Consider the following 20319-nt stretch of genomic DNA (forward strand, 5'->3'; position numbering starts at 1 on the left):
GCCGTGCTGACGATGGGCGACCGGATGCCCGCTCTGTTGGCCTTGCTGGCTTCGGTGGCCGAGCAGGACGAACCGGCGGCCCGGGTCGTGGTGGTCGGCAACGGCACGGCCTTGCAGGGACTGCCCGAGGGCGTGACCGGGGTGGAGTTGGAGGAGAACCTGGGGGTGTCCGGCGGCCGGAACGTCGCCTGGCACCGCCTGCGGGACTTCGGGGACGTCGACGTCCTGGTGGACCTGGACGACGACGGCCTGCTCATCGAGACCGACGTCTTCCGGCGGATCGCCGACCTGTACGCGGCGGACCGCCGGCTGGGCATCGTGTCCTTTCGGATTGCGGACGAGACCGGCCGGACCCAGCGGCGGCACGTGCCGCGTCTGCGGGCGGGTGACCCGATGCGGCGGGGCCCGGTGACGACGTTCCTGGGCGGTGGGCACGCCCTGTCGATGCCGATGTTGGAGGAGACCGGGGGCTGGCCGGACGCCTTCTTCTTCACGCACGAGGAGACGGACCTGGCCTGGCGGGCGGTCGACCGGGGCTGGGACGTCCTGTACGAACCGGCGCTGGTGCTCCAGCACCCGAAGACGTCGCCGGCCCGCCACGCGGTCTACTACCGGATGACGGCCCGCAACCGGGTCTGGCTGGCCAAGCGCCATCTGCCCGCGCCGCTGGTGCCGGTCTACCTCGGCGTGTGGGTGGCGCTGACCGTGGCCCGCATCCGTTCCGCGGCGGGGCTGCGGGCCTGGTTCGGCGGGTTCGCCGAGGGCGTCAGTACGTCCGGCGGGCCCCGGCGCCCGATGCGCTGGCGGACCGTCTGGCGGCTGACCCGCCTGGGGCGACCGCCGGTCATCTAGGCTGCGGCGATTTCCCGCCGCAGCCGGTCCGGGGCGGCGGCCGGGGTGTTCCGTAGCCACTGCACGTAGCGGGCCACGCCCTCGGTGACGCTGCTGGTCGCGCACGGCTGCAACGGGCTACACCCCGGTGGTCGGCGGCGCGGACGCCCTGCGGTACGGGCAGCTGTCCCACGTCGACCAGATCTACCTGCGGATGGAGACCTACCGGGCCGCGAACGCCGCCCTGATCGACGCCCAGGCGTCGATCCCGCTCGCCCGGGCGTGGGGCGGCGGCCTGGTCGCCTCCATGGACGGCATGCGCTTCGTCGTGCCGGTGCCCTCGGTGTACGCCAGGCCGAACCCGAAGCATCGAGGACCAGATCAGCGCGCTCGGCCGGGTCCTCAACGCCCCGGTGCTGTTCAACACCTGCTACGTGGATGCCGCCCTCACGCAGCCGGGCGGATGTAGTGGGGCCCGCAGGCGGGAAGGGCCGGGTCGGCCGGCTTTCCGGTGGGCGCGGGTTCAGGAAGGGCGGCTGATGGCGGTGATGCCGGCGAGGATGAGGTCGATGCCCGTGAGGAACTGCTCCCGGTCGTCGTGCTGGCGCATCTGGTCGGCGATGGCGTGGAGGAACGGGTAGTCGCCGGCGTCGAGGCTCTTCCACGCCTTGGACGCGGAGTCGAGGAATTCGGCGCGCTGCGCACCGGCCCGCGGGGCCGCGATGTCGTCCGCAGTGTCGGTGGGCTGGGCGTTCTGGCTGGTGGCGCCAAGGATGTAATGCACCAGCGTCGAGGTCGTGGCGAACCAGTCGCTCCGTGGAATGCCCAGCGTGCGCACGCGCCCGCCGATGCTCTCGAAGACACGTGGTGTCACCGCTCCCCAGGGGCTGCGGGTGACCTGCACGGCGAGCTGGGTGGCGAGCCAGGGGTGTTCGGCGACCGCGTCGTACAGGCCGAGGGCGGCGGCGCGGATCTGGTCGCGGCCGGTGTCCTCGGCCCCGGGAGCCGTTGCGGGCTCCTGCGGGGCGGGGAAGGCGGGAAGGGCGGCGGCGACGACGCTCTCGGTCGCGGCCTGCAGCAGCTCGCCCATGTTTCCGACGTGGTGGTAGATGGCCCCGGACCCGGTGGAGAGGCGGTCCGACAGCGCGCGGACCGTCAGAGCTTCCGCCCCCGCCGTGTCCAGCAGACCGACCGCCGCCTCGATGATGCGCTCGCGCGAGAGCACCTGCCTGCGCCTTCGTGACTGGGGTGTCGGTGTGGTCATGCCCTCATCCTGCCAGGTTTGGTGCACCGCTCCAAACATGGAGTACGGTTCCAATATTGGAGCAATGCTCCAAGGCTGTGGCTTCGCGCTTCACGGAGCACGGTCCCGCCCCGACGAGCCCCAGAGCCCGAGCCCCAGAGCCCTGGCCGGCCCGGGGACTCGCGACTGGAGGAGAACCGACATGCACGACGTGGTGATCGTGGGAGCCGGGCCGGTGGGCCTGTTCCTCGCCGGCGAACTCGCCCTGGCCAACTGCTCGGTCCTGGTACTGGAGAAGAACCCGCAGGCGGCCTCGCCGTTCTGGGCGCTCCCGCTGGGGATGCGGGGCCTGAACGCCGGGTCCGTCGAGGCGTTCTACCGCCGCGGGATGCTCACGGCCCTCCTGGACGCCTCACGCGCCGACGCGCAGCAGGTCGGCGCGCACCCCGACGCGCACGAGGCGCCCGCCCCGCGCGACGTGAGCCACTTCGCGGGCCTGCGCCTGGACGCCGCCGACATCGATACCGGCGCCCTCCCGCCCCGGCTGCCCGGCCCGGCGATGGAAGGGATCATGACCAGCCTCGAAGCGGTCACCGGCGTCCTGGAGGAGCGGGCGGTCGCGCTCGGCGCGCGGATCGTGCGCGACGCCCCGCTCGAAGCCGTCGACCAGGACGGCGACGGCGTCCTGGCCCGGGCCGGCGGCCGCGAGTACCGGGCGCGCTGGCTCGTGGGATGCGACGGCGGACGCAGCACGGTGCGCCGCCTGGCGGGCTTCGACTTCGTCGGCACCGAGCCGCTGTTCACCGGCTACGTCGCCCGCGTCGTCTTCGAGGACCCGGCCGAGCTGCACCTGGGCTTCAACTCGACGTCGACCGGCATGTACCTGCGCACGCCCTTCGAAGGGCACCTGGGCATGATGGACTTCGACGGCGGCGCCTTCGACCGCTCCCAGCCGCTGACGCGCGACCACGTCCAGACGGTCCTGCGCCGCATCTCCGGCACCGACGTGACGATCAACGAGGTCCACCTCGCCTCCAGCTTCACCGACCGCGCCATGCAGACCAGCACCTACCGCAACGGCCGCGTCCTGCTCGCCGGCGACGCCGCCCACATCCACTCCCCGCTCGGCGGCCAAGGGCTCAACCTCGGCATCGGCGACGCCATGAACCTCGGCTGGAAGCTCGCCGCCACCCTCCACGGCACCGCCCCCGCAAACCTGCTCGACACCTACACAGCCGAACGCCACCCCGTCGGCGCCGCCATCCTCGACTGGTCGCGCGCCCAGGTCGCCACGATGAACCCCGGCCCCAACACCCCAGCCCTGCGCCAGCTCGTCCACGACCTGCTGCGCACCATCGACGGCACCACCCACGTCTTCCGCACCACCTCCGGGCTCGCCCACCACTACGACCTGGGCGACGACCAGCCGACCGTCGGCTTCACCGCCCCGGACTTCCGCTTCGGCGACGGCACCCGCCTCGGGGACCTGCTGCGCGAAGGACGGGGCGTCGCCCTCGACCTCACCGCCGCACAGACCCTGCGGGAGACCGCGACCCACTGGCAGGACCGCATCCGCTACGCCCCCGGCCCGGTCGCCAACGACCTCGGACTCGGCGCCCTGCTGATCCGGCCCGACGGCGTCGTGGCCTGGGCCGACGGCCCCGACCCCGACCCCGAGGCGTTCCGGCGCACCGCCACCCGCTGGTTCGGCGCCCCCACCGCCTGAGCGGGCGCGCGCCGACACCCGGCCTCCGGGACGGACCCGGACCCCCGTACACGACGAGGACACCCACGATGCCCATCGCACACCCCACCACCCCGGCACTGACGACCAGTCAGCCGCCCACCAGCTGCGATCAAGGCTTGGCGCCGGTTTTCGTTCCGATGTCAGCCCTTCGGTCCGATGCCCTTGAGCCTGGTCGGCGTTCCGGCTGGATCGAAGGAGTGGTGGAAGGTGAAGGCGTGCGGTGCGTAGCCGTGGTCGTGGAGATGTTCCAGCCTGGTAACCCCGTCCTGCCAGGTGGGTATCGCGCCGTCGGTGACCCACCAGAACACGTAATTTGGGTGTCCCGTCTTCTCGAACCAGTCGTAACGCCTGTTGAGCGCCACGCGGTGCAGACCGGTGTAGATGGAGTCGAAGGCGGATCCCAGGTCGGTCCAGAGGGAGAGGGTCGCTGCCAGGGCGGTGGTTTCCACAGTGCGGCCTTTCTCGTACCAGGCCGGAACGGCAAACTCTCCCCAGTCACCCCAGTCCGAGTCGAACATGCCCCGGCTACGGTCTGCCGCTTCAGCACGAGCGATATATCCGGGGTGCTGGCCGATCTCCCGGTAGACGGCGTCACCGCTTTCGTTGAACTCCCGCGTAAGACGTGCGGGATCGGCGACGGGTGACTGCAGGACGCCGAACGTGTACAGAGCAAGATGGGGCATGCGTTTCTCCATGGCTGAGGGGCCTGGTGTGGAAGTCCCTGACGGTCTCGTTGTCCGGGAGCGGACTCGATTCGGCGGCTTGCGCGTGGGGGCGGGAGCCGTGGTCGTGATCGGCACGTCCCCTTGCGGGTGACTCAGGCTGATGGAACCCCTGTGCGACTGTGGGCGGCGCCGATGTCAGGAGAAGATAGCCCCCACTGCAGGCCTTGTCTAAGTTGCATTTTCCCTGTCCAAGTGGCCTCTTGCAGACGTCCTCGAAAGAGCTGAGGTGGCGAGGAGCGAGCGCCGTCACAGCAAGGGCAGCAGGGGGGGGGGAGGGGCAGGGCCGGTGGCGTTCCTGATCGACGAACAACGCAGCAACTACGGCACGTTCACCGCCATGCCGGACGACGGGCAGCTGGTCCGCCCGCCTGTGGGGCATCCGCGTCGACGGCGCCGACCTCCGCGTCCGTGCCGCCGATGCCACACGTCCCCTGTGGCCGCAGGAGGAGGGTCCGTACGAGAGGACGCCGGAGGACGTGGAGGACTTCCTGTTCCACCAGTACGGCGGACTGGCACCGTCCGACCTCGGCGATCCCGCACCCCACTTCCTCGGCAACGCCGCCCCGGAGCTCCGGCACGCGCCGAACGACGCGACCGCGGTGCTGGGCTGCCTCTGCGGCATCTGGGAATGCTGGCCGCTGTTCACCCGCATCACCGCCGCCCCCGGGAGCGTCACGTGGTCCGCGTTCCGCCAGCCCCACCGTCCGGCCCGGGGCTAACTCGCCATCGGGCCGTTCGTCTTCCCCCGACCCGTGTACGAGGACGCGCTCGCGCACGTCGTCCATCTGGCCGAGGACCCACTCGCCCCGAGGGGCAGGCGCATGGCCAACACCTGGCACGGTGAGTTCCCCTGGCAGTACCTGCCGGCCTCCAAGGCGCACCCCTCCCCGGGCACGACTCCGGTGCGCACGTACACCCCGAACGCGTACGGGCTCCACGGCATGGCGGGGAACGTGTGGGAGTGGACGTCCGACCACTACGCCGAGCCGCAGCGGCATCCCGATCCCGCGCCGCAGGCCTGCTGCGCTCCGGGCAACCCGCCGCGCAACCCTCCGCGCAACGCCCGCGTCGGCCTCCCGGACCACGGGAACGCGGCCGCAGAGCGCTTCACCCGCCGAGTCACCAAGGGCGGCTCGCACCTGTGCGCCCCGAACTACTGCCGTTAGCCGCTCGGCCGGCCCGTCAGCGCCCCAGCGCGTTGCGGACCGTCAGCCCGTGGTGGCGGCGCAGCCGGTGCATCTCCCACCAGGACAGGGCCGTGACGGTGACGGGTGCACCGAGGATGAAGACCGCCCGGGCGCCCGCCGGGACCTGCGGGTAGGCGCCCGTGACCACGTCCAGGACCGCCATCTCCCACACCAGGATGCCGGCGAGGACCGGCGGCACCACCTCGTGGATGTCGGCGGTCCGGAAGACGTGGACGAGCGACAGGCCGATGCCGTAGAGGGCGAAGCCGATCGACCACGCGCACAGCACCCCGATGACGATCTTCCCCGGCAGGCCGACGGCGTCCCGGAAGCCCGCCAACTCCGGCGCCATCGCGAGCGCCGAGGTGCCCATGGAGGCCATGATGGCCACCACCGCGCCGAGGGAGCGCAGGGCGCGTCGCAGGTAGACGCGCCGCAATCCGCCCCGCGCGACCGCCACGAACGCGCCGACCACCACCGGGAAGGTGCAGACCAGCACCAGGACGCTGGACCAGCTCTGGTTCAGGCGGTCGTCCGCCGCGGCCTTGACGTCGTCGGCGCTGACGACCGCCTTGTACGCGACCATCAGGCCCACCCAGGCCGCCAGCCCCAACACGGTCCGCCACAGCTGGAGCTTGCGCACCTGCGGATCGTGCACGATCCCGGGACGCGACGGACGGAAGGCCGACTGGGAGGCGTAGAACGGGTTGTAGAGGCCGCGCAGGATCTTCCGGCCCCGCGAGGGCTCGACGCGCGGTGGTGGAACCGGCGGATGGCCCCACCCGTACGGGTACCCCTGCGGCGGAACCGGCTGTGCGTACGGGTATCCGGGCTGCTGTGCGTACGGGTATCCGGGCTGCTGCGGGTACGGGGCTCCCTGTGGCGGGACCTGAGAGCCCGGGCCGGTCCGGCCCGCCGGCGGCGGAGCGCCCGCACCGGCTCCCGGACCCGCGCCCGCGTACCCGTCCCCGCCTTGACCGCTCATGCCACGCACCCCCGCCGTCCCGCCCTGCCGAACCCGGGCATCGTAGTCGCCCGCGAAGGCGACCACGGTCATGACCCGTCAGAGCCGGACGATGACGAGGGCGGCGTCGTCGGTCGCGCCTCCCGCCGGGAGCAGTTCCATCAGGACGGCGTCGGCAAGGCGTTCGGGGACGGCCGTACGGTGGCGGGTGAGCGAGTCGGCGAGGCGGGCGAGACCGGTGTCGATGTCCTCGCTGCGGCGCTCGATCAGGCCATCGGTGTAGAGGACGAGGGTGTCGCCCGCGGTGAAGGCGACGGTCGCCTGGGGCCGGGGGGCGTGGTCGGGGCGGGCGCCGAGCGGCGGATCGGTGGCCTGGTCGAGGAATTCGACGGTGCCGTCGGTGCGGAGCAGCGCCGGCGGCGGGTGGCCGGCGCTGCTGTAGGTGATGGTGTGGGTGTCCCAGTCGATGTAGGTTTCGACGGCGGTGGTGTTCTCGGCGCCTTCGACGGAACGGGCGTACAGGCCGAGGACCTCCAGGGCCTGGGCGGGGCCCTCGGCGACGCGGGAGGCGGCGCTGAGGGCGCTGCGGAGCAGGCCCATGACGCCGGCTGCGGGCAGGCCGTGGCCGACGACGTCCCCGACGGCGACGCCGATGCGGTCGCCGGACAGGTCGACGAGGTCGTACCAGTCGCCGCAGACGTTGAGCGAGCCGACCGCCGGCCGGTAGCGCACGGCGGCACGGTGGTGACCCACCGGCCCGGGAGTGGGCAGCATCGATTCCTGGAGGGCGAGGGCGACCTCCCGCTCGCGGGCGTGGGCCTGACGCAGCCGTTCGTTGACTTCCTGCAGCTCCCGGGCGCGGGTGTAGAGCTCGGCTTCCAGCACGCGGGTGTGGCCGCCTCCCGGGCCCCCGCGGGCCTTGATCAGCGCCGTGACCTCTTCGACGCGATGGACCAGCAGCACCACCTGGCCGTCCGCGTCGAGGACGGGGGCGTTGACCGGGCTCCAGTACCGCTCCTCCCACTCGCCGGGCCGTTCCGCGGACTCCACGTCGTAGCGTTGCAGTGCCATGGTGTCCCGCTCCCCGGTGGTGAGCACCCGCTTGAGTGACGCCTCCAGGTTGCGCGCGCCGGACGCGGAGGCGTCGTTCGGATTGTCGGGAAACACGTCGAACAGGTGGCGGCCCACCAGCTGCTCGCGCGTGCGCCCCGACAGGCGCACGAAGTCCGCGTTCACGTCCGCGTACTTGAGGTCGGGAGTCAGGAGCGCGACCATGCCGGGCAGCGCCTCGAACGCTGCCGCGTAGTTGATTCCCGCCTCCGCCATGCTGCCCGCCTAGCGCTCGGTAGCGTCCGTGGTGTCCACGACAGGAGCATCGGCAATGGTGCGGGCGGCCGCGGTGAGGCTCACTGGCGGCGGCGTGCCCTTCACCGGAAAGCACCCCGTTCGGCGCGGGGCCCGGGACCCGCGGCGGTCCGCCCGGCCGCCGACGCGACGGCCCCGACCGGCGTAGCGCGTCCGGGTCGGGGTCGTCGTGGGGGCCTCGGGCTCCACTCGCGGGCGGAGGGGGCGGCCAGCCCCGCCGGGAGGGGGCTACTTCACGTTGACCCCGGTCCAGGCGGCGGCCACCGCCTGGTACTCGGCGCCGCCCGTTCCGTACAGGTCGGCCGCGGCCTTGAGGGTCGCCGTCCGCGCCCCCGCGTAGTCCGTCGAGGAGGTCATGTACACCGACAGGGCCTTGTACCAGATCTTGTACGCCTTGGTCCGGCCGATGCCGGCCACGGTGGAGCCGTTGGCGGTCGGCGAGTCGTAGCTGACGCCGTTGATGGTCTTCGCTCCGCTGCCCTCGGACAGCAGGTAGAAGAAGTGGTTGGCGACACCGGAGGAGTTGTGGACGTCGAGGCGGCCGACGTTCTTGTCCCAGTAGTCCGCGGAGGCGCCGTCGCGGCTCGGCTTGTCCATGTACCGCAGCGGCGTACCGTTTCCGCGGATGTCGATCTTCTCGCCGATGAGGTAGTCACCGGGGTCGGAGGCGTTGGCGGCGTAGAACTCGACCGCGGTGCCGAAGATGTCGGAGGTGGCCTCGTTGAGACCGCCGGACTCCCGGGTGTAGCGCAGCCCCGCCGTCGAGGCGGTCAGGCCGTGCGACATCTCGTGGCCGGCGACGTCGAGCGAGGTGAGCGGCTTGGTGTTGTTCGCGCCGTCTCCGTAGGTCATGCAGAAGCAGCTGTCGTCCCAGAAGGCGTTGACGTAGGCGTTTCCGTAGTGGACGCGGGAGTACGCGGCGACGCCGTCGCCGCGGATGCCCAGGCGGCCCAGCTCGTTCTTGTAGAAGTCCCAGGTCACGGCGGCACCGTAGTGGGCGTCGGCGGCGGCGGTCTGCCGGTTGGCGGGGGTGCCGTCGCCCCAGGTGTCGTCGGCGTCGGTGAACAGGGACCCGGTTCCGTTGGTGCCGCCGGCCAGGTCGTAGGTCTTGTGGCCGCCGCGGGAGGTGTCGTTCAGCTCGAACTGCGAGCCGTTGGCCTTCGTGCCGAGGGTGACCGAGCCGCTGTACTCGCTGGCGCCGATGCCCGTCTCGATGTCGTCGTACGAGTAGAGCACCTTGCCGCTGCGGGCATCGGTGATGGTGTGCAGCTTGCTCGGCGTACCGTCGGCCCCGACGCCTTCGGTGACGCCCTCCCAGGCCAGTACCGGCGCTCCGCCGGCGGCCCAGACGACCTTGCGGGCACCCTTGGGGGCCGCGAGGGAAGCGACCTTGGTGTCGACGGATATCCGGGCCTCGGAGGCCTTGGTGGTGGAGCGCGCGCCGTTCTTGGCGGCGTGCACGACCAGGTCGCCGCCGAGCACCGGCAGGCCGGCGTAGGTGCGTTCGTAGCGCGTGTGGACGGTGCCGTCCGCGTCCTTGACGACGTCGCGGGCCACGAGCCCTTCCTGGTCGCCGAGGCCGATGGCCTTGGCGGTGGACGGGGCGTCGGACTGCGCCTCGGCGATCGCGGAGGCACGCGCCGTCCCGGTCAGCGAGACGGCCGTGGCGCCGGCCTCGCGCTCGGCGGCGGCGTTGGCGGGACCGCTCTGGACGGCGAGGGCCACCATCGCGGCCGAGGCGACGAGAGCGGCGGCGCGCAGGGCGTGAACACGGCCGCGGGAGGTGGGGGTTGAGGACGTGGGGTGAGTCACTCGTTGCTCCTTGGCTTGCCAGTGGGGGAAGGGGCAGTGGTGGAGACAGTGCCAGCAAGTCATCCCTGATTGGCAGGTGCGCAACAAGAATTTGACCTTCTCGTTGTCCGGAGAGCGCACGGCGGTGTCCGCTCGGCGGTGAATGCGCCCGGTATCGGAAGGAGTTGGTCCGCTACCGCCCCGGGAGGAAGTCCGAGACGAACCCGGGACGACGGCCCGGGGCGGCAGCGTTGCGCACGTGGTGCGACGGTGACTGCGGCGGTTACCCGATCCCGGGGATCTGCCGCGCCTTGAACGCGGCGCGCACGGCGTCCGCCGCGCTGTTGCCGTACATGCGCTGCGCCGTCGTGACGGTCACCTGCGCGGCGTCCGCGAAGTCGGTGTCGGCACGGAAGCCGAACTGCGCGTTGACGATGATCCGGTCGGCCGTCCGGGCACCCAGCGCGCCGCGGATGTCGAAGAGCGCGCGCGACCAGATCTCCCCGTCCGCGTGCACCTCCCCGACCCGGTCGGCGTACACCTTGGAGCCGTCGATCCGCCGCAAGCAGTGCGGGGCGGCGCTGTAGCCGGTCGAGTCCCAGTCGCCGACGCACGCCAGATCCGTCTTGCGCGGCCAGCCGTAGGCCTCGTCCGCGTGTGCACCGACCTCGACCGCGAGGTAGTCGCCGAACGCCTCGCCGATCGCACCCGCTTCCGGGGAGCTGCCGAAGCCGGGGACCTGCGCGGCGTGCACCGCGTGGCCGTACTCGTGGACGATCACCTCGGCGTCCTCGGCGTCGTCCACACCGCCCTTGCCGAAGCGGATCTCGGCCTTCTTGTCCGAGAAGAAGGAGTTGTCGGCGCCCCACTGGTTGATCCGTACCGGCTGTGCACGGTCGTTGGCTCCCGGCAGTTCGCTCCCGAAGCCGAGGCCCTGGAGGTACTCCTGCGCCTCGTTCACCCAGAAGTACGCCATGACCTGCTCGAACTGGTCATCGGCGCGGTCGTATCCGGCGGCTTCCGAGGTCTTCGCGGCGCCGCCGGTCTCGGACCGTACGTAGGCCCACTTCCCGGACAGCGAGCCGCTGTCGTCCAGATTGCGCAACGCGGCCACGGCGTAGGCGGAGGCGGGTACGGCGTCGGCGCCGTCCTTGCCGTCGGTCAGCGTCTGGTCGCCCGAGGACTGGACGGGGTTGACCATGAAGACGCGCGCCCGGGGGACCTGCGTCCCGGCGGGGTTCGCCGAGGGCAGGGCCGAGACGGGACCGGCCAGGGCGAACAGCGCCGCGGCGGCGGTGCCCGCACAGACGAGGCCGCGGGGTATGCGGCGAGCCATAGACGTCCTCCTGTAAGGAAGTGGTGGCGTGATGAGGGCGTGATCCTCGCTCACGCCGGCTCCCTTGCGCCAGAGCCAGGACGGACCTGCCGGAGCGTGAGGGGCAGGAGGGGCAGGAGGGGCAGGAGGGGCAGGAGGCGAGCCTGCCCGGGGAGGCCCTGGACCTCGCGCGGAATGGATCGGCCGGTCGGATGGTTGGCGCTGACTGTGTCTGATGATCTTGAGGGTCCCCGTCGGGTCCATCCCCTGCTGGCCGGCCGGTTCAGCCCGTACGCGTTCGATGCGTCGGGCGCCGTGGACGACGACGCCGTGGGGTTGCTCCTGGAAGCGGCCAGGTGGTCGCCGTCCGCCGGGAACTCCCAGCCGTGGGGCTTCTTCGTGGCCCGGCCGGGTGAGCCGGACCACGACAGGCTGGTGCCCCATCTGGCGCCCAGTTCCGCCCGCTGGGCCACGGACGCGGGTCTCCTCATCGTCGCTTCGGCCCGCCGCTACGCGGACGAATCGACGACGGTGTACTCCGAGTTCGCCGACTACGACCTCGGTCAGGCCGTGGCCCATCTCAGCATCCAGGCCCAGGCCATGGGCCTGGCAGCGCACCAGTTCAGGGCCTTCGACCTCGAAGGCCTCACGGCCGAACTCCGGCCCGGCCCCGGATGGGCGATCGTCTCGATGGTCGCGGTGGGAAAGTCCGCGGACGAGCCCGCACGCATACGGCAGCGCCGCAGCACGGCCGACCTGTGTGCGGACCCCTGGGAAGCGGCGCCTCGCCCCTGACCCCGCCGGAACCTATAAGTCCAGCTTGAGCGTGGTCAGGGCGCGCAGCGCCGTGACGGGCAGGATCAATCCCCCGTTCCCGTCCCTGGCACGGAGCGCGACCAGACCGACCAGCGAACCCGAGCTGGAGAAGGCCGGGGCTCCGGACAGCCCGGAGATCACCTCACCTGACGCGCGCAACCAGCCCCCCGAGCGACCCTTGACATCGAGAACGCAGGAGTAGGAACCGAACTCCGGGGTGTGCGCGCTCACGACGAGCCGTGTGCCGGGCATGACGCGCGAGTCGTACGTCAGCGGCCGATCCGGAACGGCGACCGGCTCGCTCAGACGCAGGACCCGCAAGGGCATCGACTCCCGGATGTCGGGCCTGGCAACCGTCCGCTCCTCGACCGGCGTGCCCCATACCGACTTCGTGCCGAGGACGACTTTCACCTGCCCCAGTGAGTTCCGCGCCTCGCTCCTGGCCAGGGACGAGCCGAGGGTGATCACCGTTTCGGCGTCGAAGAGCAGGCCGTTGCCGATGTCTCCCTCGGCGCCCTGCAGCCGGACGCTCACCGAGGAGACGAATTCCTCGTCCACCTGCCAACTGTCGGTGAACACGGTGATGTCGCCGGTGCTGTGCCCGATGTTCACGGTGGGGTACGTGTCACGCCCGGCCGCCGTGCCCTGGAGGCGCAGGCCGCCGTCGAGGAGTTCTCGTGCCGCGGGCAGCGGCGGTGCTCCGTCGCGCGCGGCCGTCTTCTCGGCCTCCGCCAGCTCCCGCTCCAGCCGCTCGCACCGGTCCTCCGCTTCGCGGTGCAGGGCCCGTACGCGGGTCAGCTCTTCCTTCAAGTCGCGGATCTCCGCACGCAGCCAAGCCTGCTCGTTCGCCGACTCGCCGTCGGTGCCGACCGGATCCGTCAAGGCCGCTCCGGCCTGAAGCTCGCGGTAGCGCATCCCGAGGTCCCTGATCCGGTGTTCGCGGTCTTCGAGGGTGTCTTGCAGCCAGCGTTCCCGGGCGGCCGCCCCCTGGGCCTTGCGGTCGGCCTCGGCGAGCTGTCGCTCCAGCAGCTCCACCCGGTGGACCGGGCTGTTGCCGGTCTGCCAGGCCGCGGCGTGCAGCGTGCGGAGCATGCCGACGGTCTCCTCGGTGGGGGTGGTGCCCCGCGCCTCGGCGACATCGTTCAGCAGGTTGAGGACGAATTCCCACCGGGGTAGCCGCTGTCCGCTGAGGTAACGGGAGACGCTGGAGGAGTCGTACGACCGGCGGGCCGCGTAGCGACGGCTCGTGACCCCCAGGCCTGCGAAGAGGTCACGCAGCGCCTGTGCGAGGGCGGTTCTCTCGGGGGGCAGTCCGTCGTGGACCGGTTTGAGTTCGTTCGCCACGATCCGTTCCCCACTTCCGTACTCGTTGCGTGTTGCCGGTTTCCCGGCAGCACTGCTGCACCTTCTGCAGCACCCCGCATCACGGCCAGTGTGTCCGCAGAACGGCACGGACACAGCCCGAACCAGAAACGGGGACACCGCAATGAGGCAGCGCGCCAGCCGAGTCCAGGACCTCATCGTCTTTCTCGCCGTGCTGGGCACCGCAATGGTGCTCGTCCTGCGCGGGGTGGCACCCGAGTCGCTGGCCACGATTGCCGTCGCCGTCTCCGGCCTCTACGCCGCATGGCGCGGCAGCGGCGGCGCGAACGGTGATGGCTCGAACGGTCATGGCGCGAACGGTCATGGCCCTGATGACGGCGGCCCGCCGCGGCCGCCGACCGCCCGCTGACGGGGCGCCGATTTCTTAGCATCAGAGGCCAACAATTCACTCGACCCTCACCAGGACGACTACAAAGGAACGGACCGGTCCGAAACCCTGCGATGGGGATGACGTCGAAGGCGGTGGATGCGCATGCGTGAATGCAGAAGGATCGAACCGATCGCGGTCAGATTAATTCAGCGAAGGCCGACTTCCGGAGGTCTCCCCTGATGAAGACGGCCGTGCTGAAGCCCGTGTCGTTCTCCCCGGAGCACGCATCGGTGGACGAGTATCAGCTCCTGACGTCGACCATCCGGTCGAGGGCGACGGATGCTCAAGGCTTTTTCGGCGGGGCCTCGCGGAGTCCGGGGGAAATGGCTTACCTGCCCCTGCGCATTCAGCTTCGGGGTTTGTCCATCGAGCTCTACATCGAGCTCCGCCTCCACAATGCCGGCATGCGCGTCGTCGGATTCCGCAACACCTTCGAGAACGGACAGGCCCCGCCGGAAGCGTGCGTCCGCCACGTGCGGGACTCCCTCGCGCCACCGGGGATCCGCAGAACCGAAGTCCTGCCGTTCGGCGGAGACCGCTCCGACCTGGAGACGGCCGCCGCCGTACGGCGGTTGGGGATCTCCCTGGGGCGCCGGCCCCTGGGCAACGCGGTGATCTGGCTGCACCGGAACCGCGATCCGAAGTGCACCGCACACGGCATGCTCGTGCTCTCGGAAATGCTCTGCGAAGCCGCCCGGTTCCCCGCCCTGGCCGACGCGATGTCGCGCATCTGGATGACCGGCGGCCGACTGTCGGCCGCGGCCCCCGCGTGAAACCTCAGCCGGCCGACCGCTCAGCCGAGCGCCCGACGGTCACCGGGTGCGGAAGCTGCCGCTGTACACGTCCGTACGGTTCTGTGGTGCACCGGAGTTGGTCTCGGTCAGCACCGCCCGCACTCCCTTGCCGTCCGCCACCAGGCCCTGGTAGTCGCCGAGGAAGTAGCCCCCGGCGTACGGCGCCTGCAGCCAGTCGAAGACCCGCGAGATCCGTCGTTCGGTCCGGCGCTCCGGGTCACCGTGCGCCAGCGTGGCCAGCTGGTACGCGGTGGGCAGGGTGGTGGTGTCGCCCGGCTTGAGGAAGCGAAGGTCGTGGTAGGTGAGCGCGACCGTGCCGTGCTCGTCGACCGCGATCGACGGGGAGAAGGCCGGCACGCCCTCCGGGCTGATCAACTCCGGGGCCCCCCAGGTGCGTCCGCCGTCGGTGGAGCGCACCAACTGGACGGCGTCGAACTTGCCACCGGAGAAGTCCGAGCCCTCGTAGGCCATGTACAGCGCGCCCGTCTTCGGGTCGACGGCCGGGCTGGGCAGGGTGGCCGCGGAGCGCAACAGCTTGCTGGGGTCGTTCGGGTCGACCTCCGGTACGGAGGAGTCGCGGGCCACGGTGACCGGAGAGCTCCAGGTCTCTCCGGCGTCGGTCGAGGTGACCACCGCGTAGTGCGCCTCGACGACGGTGCTCAGGTCGTCGGCGTAGGTGATCTGGTCGAAGAAGTCGTACAGGGTGCCGGTGCGCCGGTCGACGACGATCAGATGGCCGATGGTCTGCGTGTTGGGCACGGCGCTGGTGTCGACGAACGGCCGGGCCCGGCTCCAGGTGCGGCCGCCGTCGCGGGTGAGGGAGATGTAGCCCGGACCGTCGAGGGAGCTGGGACCGGGTGGGTCGTTGTCGAGGCGGTCCCAGACCTGGTAGGCGGTGCCCTTGCGGATCGGGTCGGCGGTGAGCGAGGGCTTGTCGTTGAAGAACGGCTCCTCGTCGACGTGCGTGGTGGTGAGGTCGTGCCAGGTGCGGCCGCCGTCACGGGACGTGGCGGCCAGGAGGGCGCTGCGCGTGCTCCGCGTGAAGTCGATGCCCTCCCCGCCGGCGTAGACGGTGCCGTCCGGGCCGGTGCTCACCCAGGGGTCGGAGGCCCGTTCGAAGTCCGCGCCGCCCGGGGCGCACAGGCTGAACGGCAGCGTGCTCCGGCGGAAGGTGCGGCCGTCCGTGGTCCAGGCGGCCGCCAGGCCACGGGCGCCGCCGTCGTTCCACCGGTCCTGCTGGAACACGGTGACCACGCGCTTGGGGTCGCGCGGATCGACGGACAGGTACGGCTCGACCTCGGTGCTCGGATAGACGACGCTGTCGGGGGACCTCGCGCCGATGGTGCAGTCCGCGTACGGGTCACCGTGGGACACCTTGGTCAGCGGCGCGCCGTCGGGGCTCCGGTCCGCCGCCGCGGGAGCCGCGCCGGTGACCGTGGTGAGCAGCAGCGTGGCGGTGGCGACAGCGGTCAAGGGCAGGAAGGCGCGCATGCGGGATCTCCTCCGGGCCTCGGCGGCCGGGGTACGGGTCCACCGCCGTCGGGGGCGGCGCGGAGCGCGGAGGCGTACCGGAACGCGGGGGTTGGCACGACTCCACTTGATCCTTTTTCGGCGTCGTGTCCGGTGCCCTTGATGGGCCGGACGGCGGAGAGCTCCCCGGCGCCGTCGACGAACATGGCGGGGCCGACCGGCGGCCCACCGCGCCGTCCGGGGTCTTCCGGACGGCGCGGTGGGCGCTGCCCGTCCGTGCCCCGCGGGATCAGGCCTTCCCGGGCCCGGCCGGCAGGCACAGGCCCACGACCGCGCCCCCATGGGCGGCCGGGCGGCCGTGCGGGCGTGCGGGCGACGGCGTCCTCGGCCGCCTCCGTCAGGTCCAGCGGCCGTGGTCGGCCGTCGGCCCCGCCCGGCCCCGGGGCCACGGCCGCCGTCGTCGTTGCCTGGCTGGAGAGCTGGCCGAGCGCTTCGCCGGGCTCGGCCCCGCGGCCGACGCGGATGCGCAGGAGCGCCCGCGGGCACGTGTAGCGCGCGGCGACGCGTCTGGTGAACCTGGCCGTGGTCCGAACGCGCGCCCAGGACAGCCGGTACGGTCTCGCCGGCTGGCAGCGGCTCGTCCTCGGCGGACCCGAGACCACCTTCCACCTTCCGGGACGGCGGTGCCTTCGCCAAAGGCGGCAGCGTGTCACGTGCACGACCCGGTGGCCGGCGCAGACCTGGCAACCCTGGTCGCCGTCCTCCGTAGCTCCCACCGCCGGGCCGCCGCCCCACCCGTGTGCTGCGAGGGGCCGTTCGAGGCTTCGGCGGGGTGAGGGGAGAATGACGACATGGGAGCAACGGAGCCGAACGCGACGAGCGAGTACCTGATGGCCACTTCGGCCGACAGCTTGGACCTCCTGGACGCGATTGCCGCGGAGATGGTCGAGCTGTTCTCGATCACCCGGGGCGAAGCCGTGGCGAGGATCAACGCCCAGTGGTGCGGGATCGATCTGTCGCAGGAGAACGAACTCATCCTTCACGAGGACGGGTACTACTGGGGGCTCTCGATCTACTTCGGCGGCGAGGTCGCGGACTGGAGCCCGACGGCCGACCGGTCGGGGTGGACGACGCGCCCCGCGCCCCCGGCGGGGTCGAAGTTCTGGACGGTGTGAACGCAGGGGGACCGGGCGGCAGCCGGGTTCGGCCCGGACGTGTTCGGTGAGCACCCCGGACCTGTCGTGCCGCGTGGTGGGGCCGGGTTCCGGCGCGGCGATGAGTTTGCGGGCGCCCGCAGGTCTATCTCTTGACGGAGACAACCGACTCATCGGGAGCACGGAATGGGCCTCATCCACATCGAGATGTTCGCGACCCTCGACCTCGTCGGGCAGGCGCCCGGCGGCCCCGACGAGGACCCGGTGGGGTTCCCGTTCGGCGGCTGGCAGGCACCCCTGCTGGACGAGGTCACCGGGGCACAGGTCGGTGCCGCGTACGAGGGCACGGACGCCCTCCTGCTCGGCCGGCGGACGTACGACATCTTCGCCGCCTACTGGCCCCACCAGGAGGGCGGCGAGGACAACGAGATCGCCACGCTCTTCAACAGCGTTCCGAAATACGTGGCCTCCCGCGGCAGGCCCGACCTCTCGTGGGCCGGATCCACCCAACTCGGCCCGGACCTGGCCAGTGCGGTGCGCGAGATCCGGGACCGGCACGAGCACGTGAAGGTCGTCGGGAGCCTGAACCTGGTGCAGAGCCTCCTGCGCGAGAAGCTCTTCGACCGGCTCGACCTGTGGGTGCACCCGATCGTGCTCGGAGTCGGGAAGAAGGTCTTCAGCGACGGTGCGGTGCCCACCAACGTCACCCTCCTCGAACCCCCGGTAGCAGGCCCGAAGGGCACCGTGTACCTGCGCTACGGACTCGCGGACGGCACGCCCGGGACGGGGGACATGAGCGCACCCGACCGCGGTGTCGGGCGCGGCGACTGAAGCAGGACGGGGACGGCCTGCGCCGCTTCCGGTCGACTTCGATGAGGACGGCCGACGCGCTCGCTGGTTATCCGCCGTCGGGACCTACAGGGCCGCCCATGTCCTCACCGCGATGACGCTGCCCTTCCACCTGGTCGGCTTCGGGCGCGTCCTCGCCGCGGCACTCTCCGGCCCGACGCGGCCGTCCGCGCCGTCCCTGCCGCAACCGCCCCCGGGGCGAGCGGGTTCGGCGGGGTGACACAGGCCGTGACGCAGGCCCTGGCACAGGCCGCCACCAGGTCCGCGGCGTCAGGACGCGTGGGGCCGCCGGAGTCCTTGGAGGAGGAGGGCGATCAGGTGTCGGGGGTCGTAGCGGGGGTCGTTGTCGCGTCCGACGCAGAGGTTGCCGATGCCGCGCATCAGCTCGTACGGCTGCGTGCCGGGGCTGATGTCGCCGGCTTCGACCGCGGCGTCGAGCAGTTGGGCGCAGACGGGCAGCAGGCGGTCGAGGAAGTAGGCGTGCAGCGCGGCGAAGCGGTCGCTGTCGGACTGCAGGGCGTCGGCGAGGCCGTGTTTGGTGACCAGGAAGTCGACGAAGAGGTCGATCCACTGGCGTAGCGCGTCGAATGGGGAGTCGGCGTCGGCCAGCAGGTTGGGGCCGGCCTCGGCGCACGCCTCGATCTGGTGGTGGTAGACCGCGGTGACGAGGTCCGCCCGGGTCGGGAAGTGGCGGTAGATCGTGGCCATCCCGACGCCCGCCCGGGCCGCGATCTGGCGGATCGGCGCATCGACGCCGGAGGTGACGAACACCTCGGCGGCGGCATCGAGCACCGTCTGCCGGTTGCGCTGGGCGTCGGCCCGCTTGCCCCGGGACGGCAACTGACCTGCCGGGCGATCGGTGGCCATCACGTAGTCCTCCCCTACCGATTGACAAAGCGGAGCAGCGCTCCGAATACTAAATGGAGCGACGCTCCGTTTCAGCTTAGCCGAAACGGGCCGCTGCCTGCCATGCCTGCCATGGCCCCGTCCGCCATGCCCGCACGCCCGCCACGCCCGTCCGCCGGTCACAGGAGGTCGACGGACGGCAGGCGCCACCCAAAGGGAACCAGCATCGTGAGCACTTCCACTGCCACCAGCGCCGACGCCTTGGGCACACCCGTCCCGGTCCTGTCCCTCAGCCCCGTGGTCCTCTCCGTGCCCGGACGTCCCGTGGACCTCCAGGTACGCGTCTCCGCACCCATGACGGGAACCGACCTCCCCGTCATCCTGCTCTCCCACGGCCACGGTCCCTCGAACCACCTCTCCTCGCTCAACGGCTACGCGCCGCTCGCGAACTTCTGGGCCGCCCACGGGTTCGTCGTCGTCCAGCCCACCCACCTCACCTCCCGGACACTGAGCCACCTGGTCGCCGACGCACCCGGCGCACCCGACTTCTGGCGCTCCCGCGCCGAGGACATGACCCACGTCCTCGACCGGCTCGACGTGATCGAGAACGCCGTGCCACAGCTCGCGGGACGGATCGACCCCACCAAGGTCGCCCTCGTCGGGCACTCGCTCGGCGGCTTCACCGCCGCCCTCCTGCTGGGCGCCGGGCTCACCGATCCCGACACCGGGGACGTGGTGCACCTCGTCGAGCCCCGGATCAAGGCCGGCGTACTGCTCGCCGCTCCCGGCAGGGGCGGCGAAGTCCTCAACGGGCCCGTGGCCGAGCAGTGGCCGATCATCGGGGCCGTCGACTTCTCCACCATGACCGCACCCGCACTGGTCGTCGCCGGAGACAAGGACGACCCCCGGCACTTCACGGACATGGGGCCGCAGTGGCACGCGGACCCCTACACCCTCGCCCCCGGCCCCAAGACCCTGCTCACCCTGTTCGATGCGGAGCACGGTCTCGGCGGCATCGCCGGATACGACGCCGCCGAGACCACGGACGAGAACCCGGAGCGGGTCGCCGCCCTCGCCCGGCTCGCCGCGGCCTACCTCCACACCCAGCTCCACCCCGGCGCCCCCACGTGGCAGACCGCGAGCGAGGCCCTGACGACCGGCCCCGACCCGGTGGGACGCGTCGAATCCAAGGACGCCTCCGCCCAGGGCACGGCACCCCGCCGCACGCGCCGGTAAGGGGATCCGGTGACATCCGGCGGCTGACCCTGGTGCGGCCTGCGCCGGCGCACGCCGTCCCGGAACTGCGGCGCATCACCGCCGGGCGGGGAGCACCCGGCACCGGGTGAAGGCCCGGTCGCTGAGACCACGGCGCGGCCGCCCGCAGCCCGGCGGTGTGCCCGCCGGACCCGTCCGAAGCCCGGCGGTGTGCCCGCCGGACCCGCCCCGACCCGCCCCGCGTGGCCGGCGGC

The 20319-nt window shown here is 71.8% G+C and carries 19 protein-coding genes and 1 pseudogene; 11 read left to right on the forward strand and 9 right to left on the reverse strand.

Going from position 1 to position 20319, the window contains the following annotated elements; genetic code table 11:
* The first annotated feature begins 12 nt into the window (after positions 1–12).
* Positions 13–852 carry a glycosyltransferase family 2 protein gene (locus OHA65_RS37260; RefSeq protein WP_405759550.1) on the forward strand — a complete coding sequence of 280 codons (840 nt, stop codon included), beginning with the start codon at positions 13–15 and terminating at the stop codon, positions 850–852.
* A 90-nt stretch (positions 853–942) separates the two neighbouring features.
* Positions 943–1207 (forward strand): annotated as a pseudogene (locus tag OHA65_RS37265) (Tn3 family transposase); the annotation flags it as partial.
* A gap of 147 nt (positions 1208–1354) precedes the next feature.
* Here the strand turns inward: OHA65_RS37265 and OHA65_RS37270 are convergent.
* Positions 1355–2095, reverse strand: a complete 741-nt coding sequence (locus OHA65_RS37270) for a TetR/AcrR family transcriptional regulator (protein ID WP_327286274.1) — start codon at positions 2093–2095, stop codon at positions 1355–1357.
* Positions 2096–2276: 181 nt separating this feature from the next.
* Between OHA65_RS37270 and OHA65_RS37275 the strand changes: the two genes are divergently transcribed.
* On the forward strand, positions 2277–3800 hold the full coding sequence (locus tag OHA65_RS37275; protein WP_328765557.1) for an FAD-dependent oxidoreductase: 1524 nt from the start codon (positions 2277–2279) through the stop codon (positions 3798–3800).
* A gap of 161 nt (positions 3801–3961) precedes the next feature.
* Here the strand turns inward: OHA65_RS37275 and OHA65_RS37280 are convergent, their stop codons facing one another.
* A complete protein-coding gene (locus OHA65_RS37280) occupies positions 3962–4504 on the reverse strand; it encodes a DUF3291 domain-containing protein (RefSeq protein WP_328765558.1) in 543 nt (180 codons plus the stop codon).
* Positions 4505–5022: 518 nt separating this feature from the next.
* On the opposite strand from OHA65_RS37280, the gene OHA65_RS37285 reads away from it, so the two are divergent.
* Positions 5023–5265 carry a hypothetical protein gene (locus OHA65_RS37285; protein ID WP_331736349.1) on the forward strand — a complete coding sequence of 81 codons (243 nt, stop codon included), beginning with the start codon at positions 5023–5025 and terminating at the stop codon, positions 5263–5265.
* Between the two features lie 102 nt (positions 5266–5367).
* On the forward strand, positions 5368–5712 hold the full coding sequence (locus tag OHA65_RS37290; protein WP_331736352.1) for an SUMF1/EgtB/PvdO family nonheme iron enzyme: 345 nt from the start codon (positions 5368–5370) through the stop codon (positions 5710–5712).
* Positions 5713–5728: 16 nt separating this feature from the next.
* Here OHA65_RS37290 and OHA65_RS37295 read toward each other — a convergent pair whose 3' ends face one another.
* The 4 genes from OHA65_RS37295 to OHA65_RS37310 all read right to left on the reverse strand — a co-directional run bounded on the left by OHA65_RS37295 (position 5729) and on the right by OHA65_RS37310 (position 11189).
* Positions 5729–6718, reverse strand: coding sequence for a hypothetical protein (locus OHA65_RS37295; protein WP_405763566.1), 990 nt, complete (start codon positions 6716–6718; stop codon positions 5729–5731).
* A gap of 78 nt (positions 6719–6796) precedes the next feature.
* Positions 6797–8023 carry a SpoIIE family protein phosphatase gene (locus OHA65_RS37300; protein WP_327286279.1) on the reverse strand — a complete coding sequence of 409 codons (1227 nt, stop codon included), beginning with the start codon at positions 8021–8023 and terminating at the stop codon, positions 6797–6799.
* Positions 8024–8290: 267 nt separating this feature from the next.
* On the reverse strand, positions 8291–9790 hold the full coding sequence (locus OHA65_RS37305) for a M4 family metallopeptidase (RefSeq protein WP_327286556.1): 1500 nt from the start codon (positions 9788–9790) through the stop codon (positions 8291–8293).
* Between the two features lie 346 nt (positions 9791–10136).
* Positions 10137–11189, reverse strand: coding sequence for a M4 family metallopeptidase (locus tag OHA65_RS37310; RefSeq protein WP_327286280.1), 1053 nt, complete (start codon positions 11187–11189; stop codon positions 10137–10139).
* A gap of 207 nt (positions 11190–11396) precedes the next feature.
* Between OHA65_RS37310 and OHA65_RS37315 the strand changes: the two genes are divergently transcribed.
* Complete coding sequence (locus tag OHA65_RS37315; protein ID WP_329316813.1) at positions 11397–11963, forward strand: nitroreductase family protein; 567 nt, start codon at positions 11397–11399, stop codon at positions 11961–11963.
* 12 nt (positions 11964–11975) lie between these two features.
* Here the strand turns inward: OHA65_RS37315 and OHA65_RS37320 are convergent, their stop codons facing one another.
* A complete protein-coding gene (locus OHA65_RS37320) occupies positions 11976–13328 on the reverse strand; it encodes a hypothetical protein (RefSeq protein WP_331736358.1) in 1353 nt (450 codons plus the stop codon).
* A gap of 142 nt (positions 13329–13470) precedes the next feature.
* Between OHA65_RS37320 and OHA65_RS37325 the strand changes: the two genes are divergently transcribed.
* The gene (locus OHA65_RS37325; RefSeq protein ID WP_328765564.1) at positions 13471–13716 is read left to right on the forward strand and encodes a hypothetical protein; all 246 of its coding nucleotides are present in this window, start codon (positions 13471–13473) and stop codon (positions 13714–13716) included.
* Positions 13717–14060: 344 nt separating this feature from the next.
* Entirely contained in the window at positions 14061–14510 is a 450-nt protein-coding gene (locus OHA65_RS37330) for a ribosome-inactivating family protein (protein WP_331736801.1), read from the forward strand.
* Between the two features lie 39 nt (positions 14511–14549).
* Here the strand turns inward: OHA65_RS37330 and OHA65_RS37335 are convergent, their stop codons facing one another.
* Positions 14550–16022: a neuraminidase (sialidase) gene (locus tag OHA65_RS37335; RefSeq protein ID WP_327286285.1), complete on the reverse strand. Its 1473-nt coding sequence runs from the start codon at positions 16020–16022 to the stop codon at positions 14550–14552.
* Between the two features lie 830 nt (positions 16023–16852).
* On the opposite strand from OHA65_RS37335, the gene OHA65_RS37340 reads away from it, so the two are divergent.
* Entirely contained in the window at positions 16853–17176 is a 324-nt protein-coding gene (locus tag OHA65_RS37340; RefSeq protein ID WP_327286286.1) for a hypothetical protein, read from the forward strand.
* A 165-nt stretch (positions 17177–17341) separates the two neighbouring features.
* On the forward strand, positions 17342–17986 hold the full coding sequence (locus OHA65_RS37345; RefSeq protein WP_327286287.1) for a dihydrofolate reductase family protein: 645 nt from the start codon (positions 17342–17344) through the stop codon (positions 17984–17986).
* 288 nt (positions 17987–18274) lie between these two features.
* On the opposite strand, the gene OHA65_RS37350 is transcribed toward OHA65_RS37345, so the two are convergent.
* Complete coding sequence (locus OHA65_RS37350) at positions 18275–18871, reverse strand: TetR/AcrR family transcriptional regulator (RefSeq protein ID WP_328765567.1); 597 nt, start codon at positions 18869–18871, stop codon at positions 18275–18277.
* Positions 18872–19078: 207 nt separating this feature from the next.
* Here OHA65_RS37350 and OHA65_RS37355 point away from each other — a divergent pair, with 207 nt between their 5' ends.
* Positions 19079–20086, forward strand: coding sequence for a chlorophyllase (locus OHA65_RS37355; RefSeq protein WP_331735184.1), 1008 nt, complete (start codon positions 19079–19081; stop codon positions 20084–20086).
* Positions 20087–20319 lie beyond the last annotated feature (233 nt).

Source organism: Streptomyces sp. NBC_00045 (assembly GCF_045041095.1).
Lineage (GTDB): Bacteria > Actinomycetota > Actinomycetes > Streptomycetales > Streptomycetaceae > Streptomyces.

Coding starts and splice junctions, on each gene's coding strand:
- OHA65_RS37260 (WP_405759550.1), top strand. CDS start 13: ATGGGCGACCGGATGCCCGCTCTGTTGGCCTTGCTGGCTTCGGTGGCC.
- OHA65_RS37270 (WP_327286274.1), bottom strand. CDS start 2,095: ATGACCACACCGACACCCCAGTCACGAAGGCGCAGGCAGGTGCTCTCG.
- OHA65_RS37275 (WP_328765557.1), top strand. CDS start 2,277: ATGCACGACGTGGTGATCGTGGGAGCCGGGCCGGTGGGCCTGTTCCTC.
- OHA65_RS37280 (WP_328765558.1), bottom strand. CDS start 4,504: ATGCCCCATCTTGCTCTGTACACGTTCGGCGTCCTGCAGTCACCCGTC.
- OHA65_RS37290 (WP_331736352.1), top strand. CDS start 5,368: ATGGCCAACACCTGGCACGGTGAGTTCCCCTGGCAGTACCTGCCGGCC.
- OHA65_RS37295 (WP_405763566.1), bottom strand. CDS start 6,718: ATGAGCGGTCAAGGCGGGGACGGGTACGCGGGCGCGGGTCCGGGAGCC.
- OHA65_RS37300 (WP_327286279.1), bottom strand. CDS start 8,023: ATGGCGGAGGCGGGAATCAACTACGCGGCAGCGTTCGAGGCGCTGCCC.
- OHA65_RS37305 (WP_327286556.1), bottom strand. CDS start 9,790: ATGGTGGCCCTCGCCGTCCAGAGCGGTCCCGCCAACGCCGCCGCCGAG.
- OHA65_RS37310 (WP_327286280.1), bottom strand. CDS start 11,189: ATGGCTCGCCGCATACCCCGCGGCCTCGTCTGTGCGGGCACCGCCGCC.
- OHA65_RS37325 (WP_328765564.1), top strand. CDS start 13,471: ATGAGGCAGCGCGCCAGCCGAGTCCAGGACCTCATCGTCTTTCTCGCC.
- OHA65_RS37330 (WP_331736801.1), top strand. CDS start 14,061: ATGGCTTACCTGCCCCTGCGCATTCAGCTTCGGGGTTTGTCCATCGAG.
- OHA65_RS37335 (WP_327286285.1), bottom strand. CDS start 16,022: ATGCGCGCCTTCCTGCCCTTGACCGCTGTCGCCACCGCCACGCTGCTG.
- OHA65_RS37340 (WP_327286286.1), top strand. CDS start 16,853: ATGGGAGCAACGGAGCCGAACGCGACGAGCGAGTACCTGATGGCCACT.
- OHA65_RS37345 (WP_327286287.1), top strand. CDS start 17,342: ATGGGCCTCATCCACATCGAGATGTTCGCGACCCTCGACCTCGTCGGG.
- OHA65_RS37350 (WP_328765567.1), bottom strand. CDS start 18,871: ATGGCCACCGATCGCCCGGCAGGTCAGTTGCCGTCCCGGGGCAAGCGG.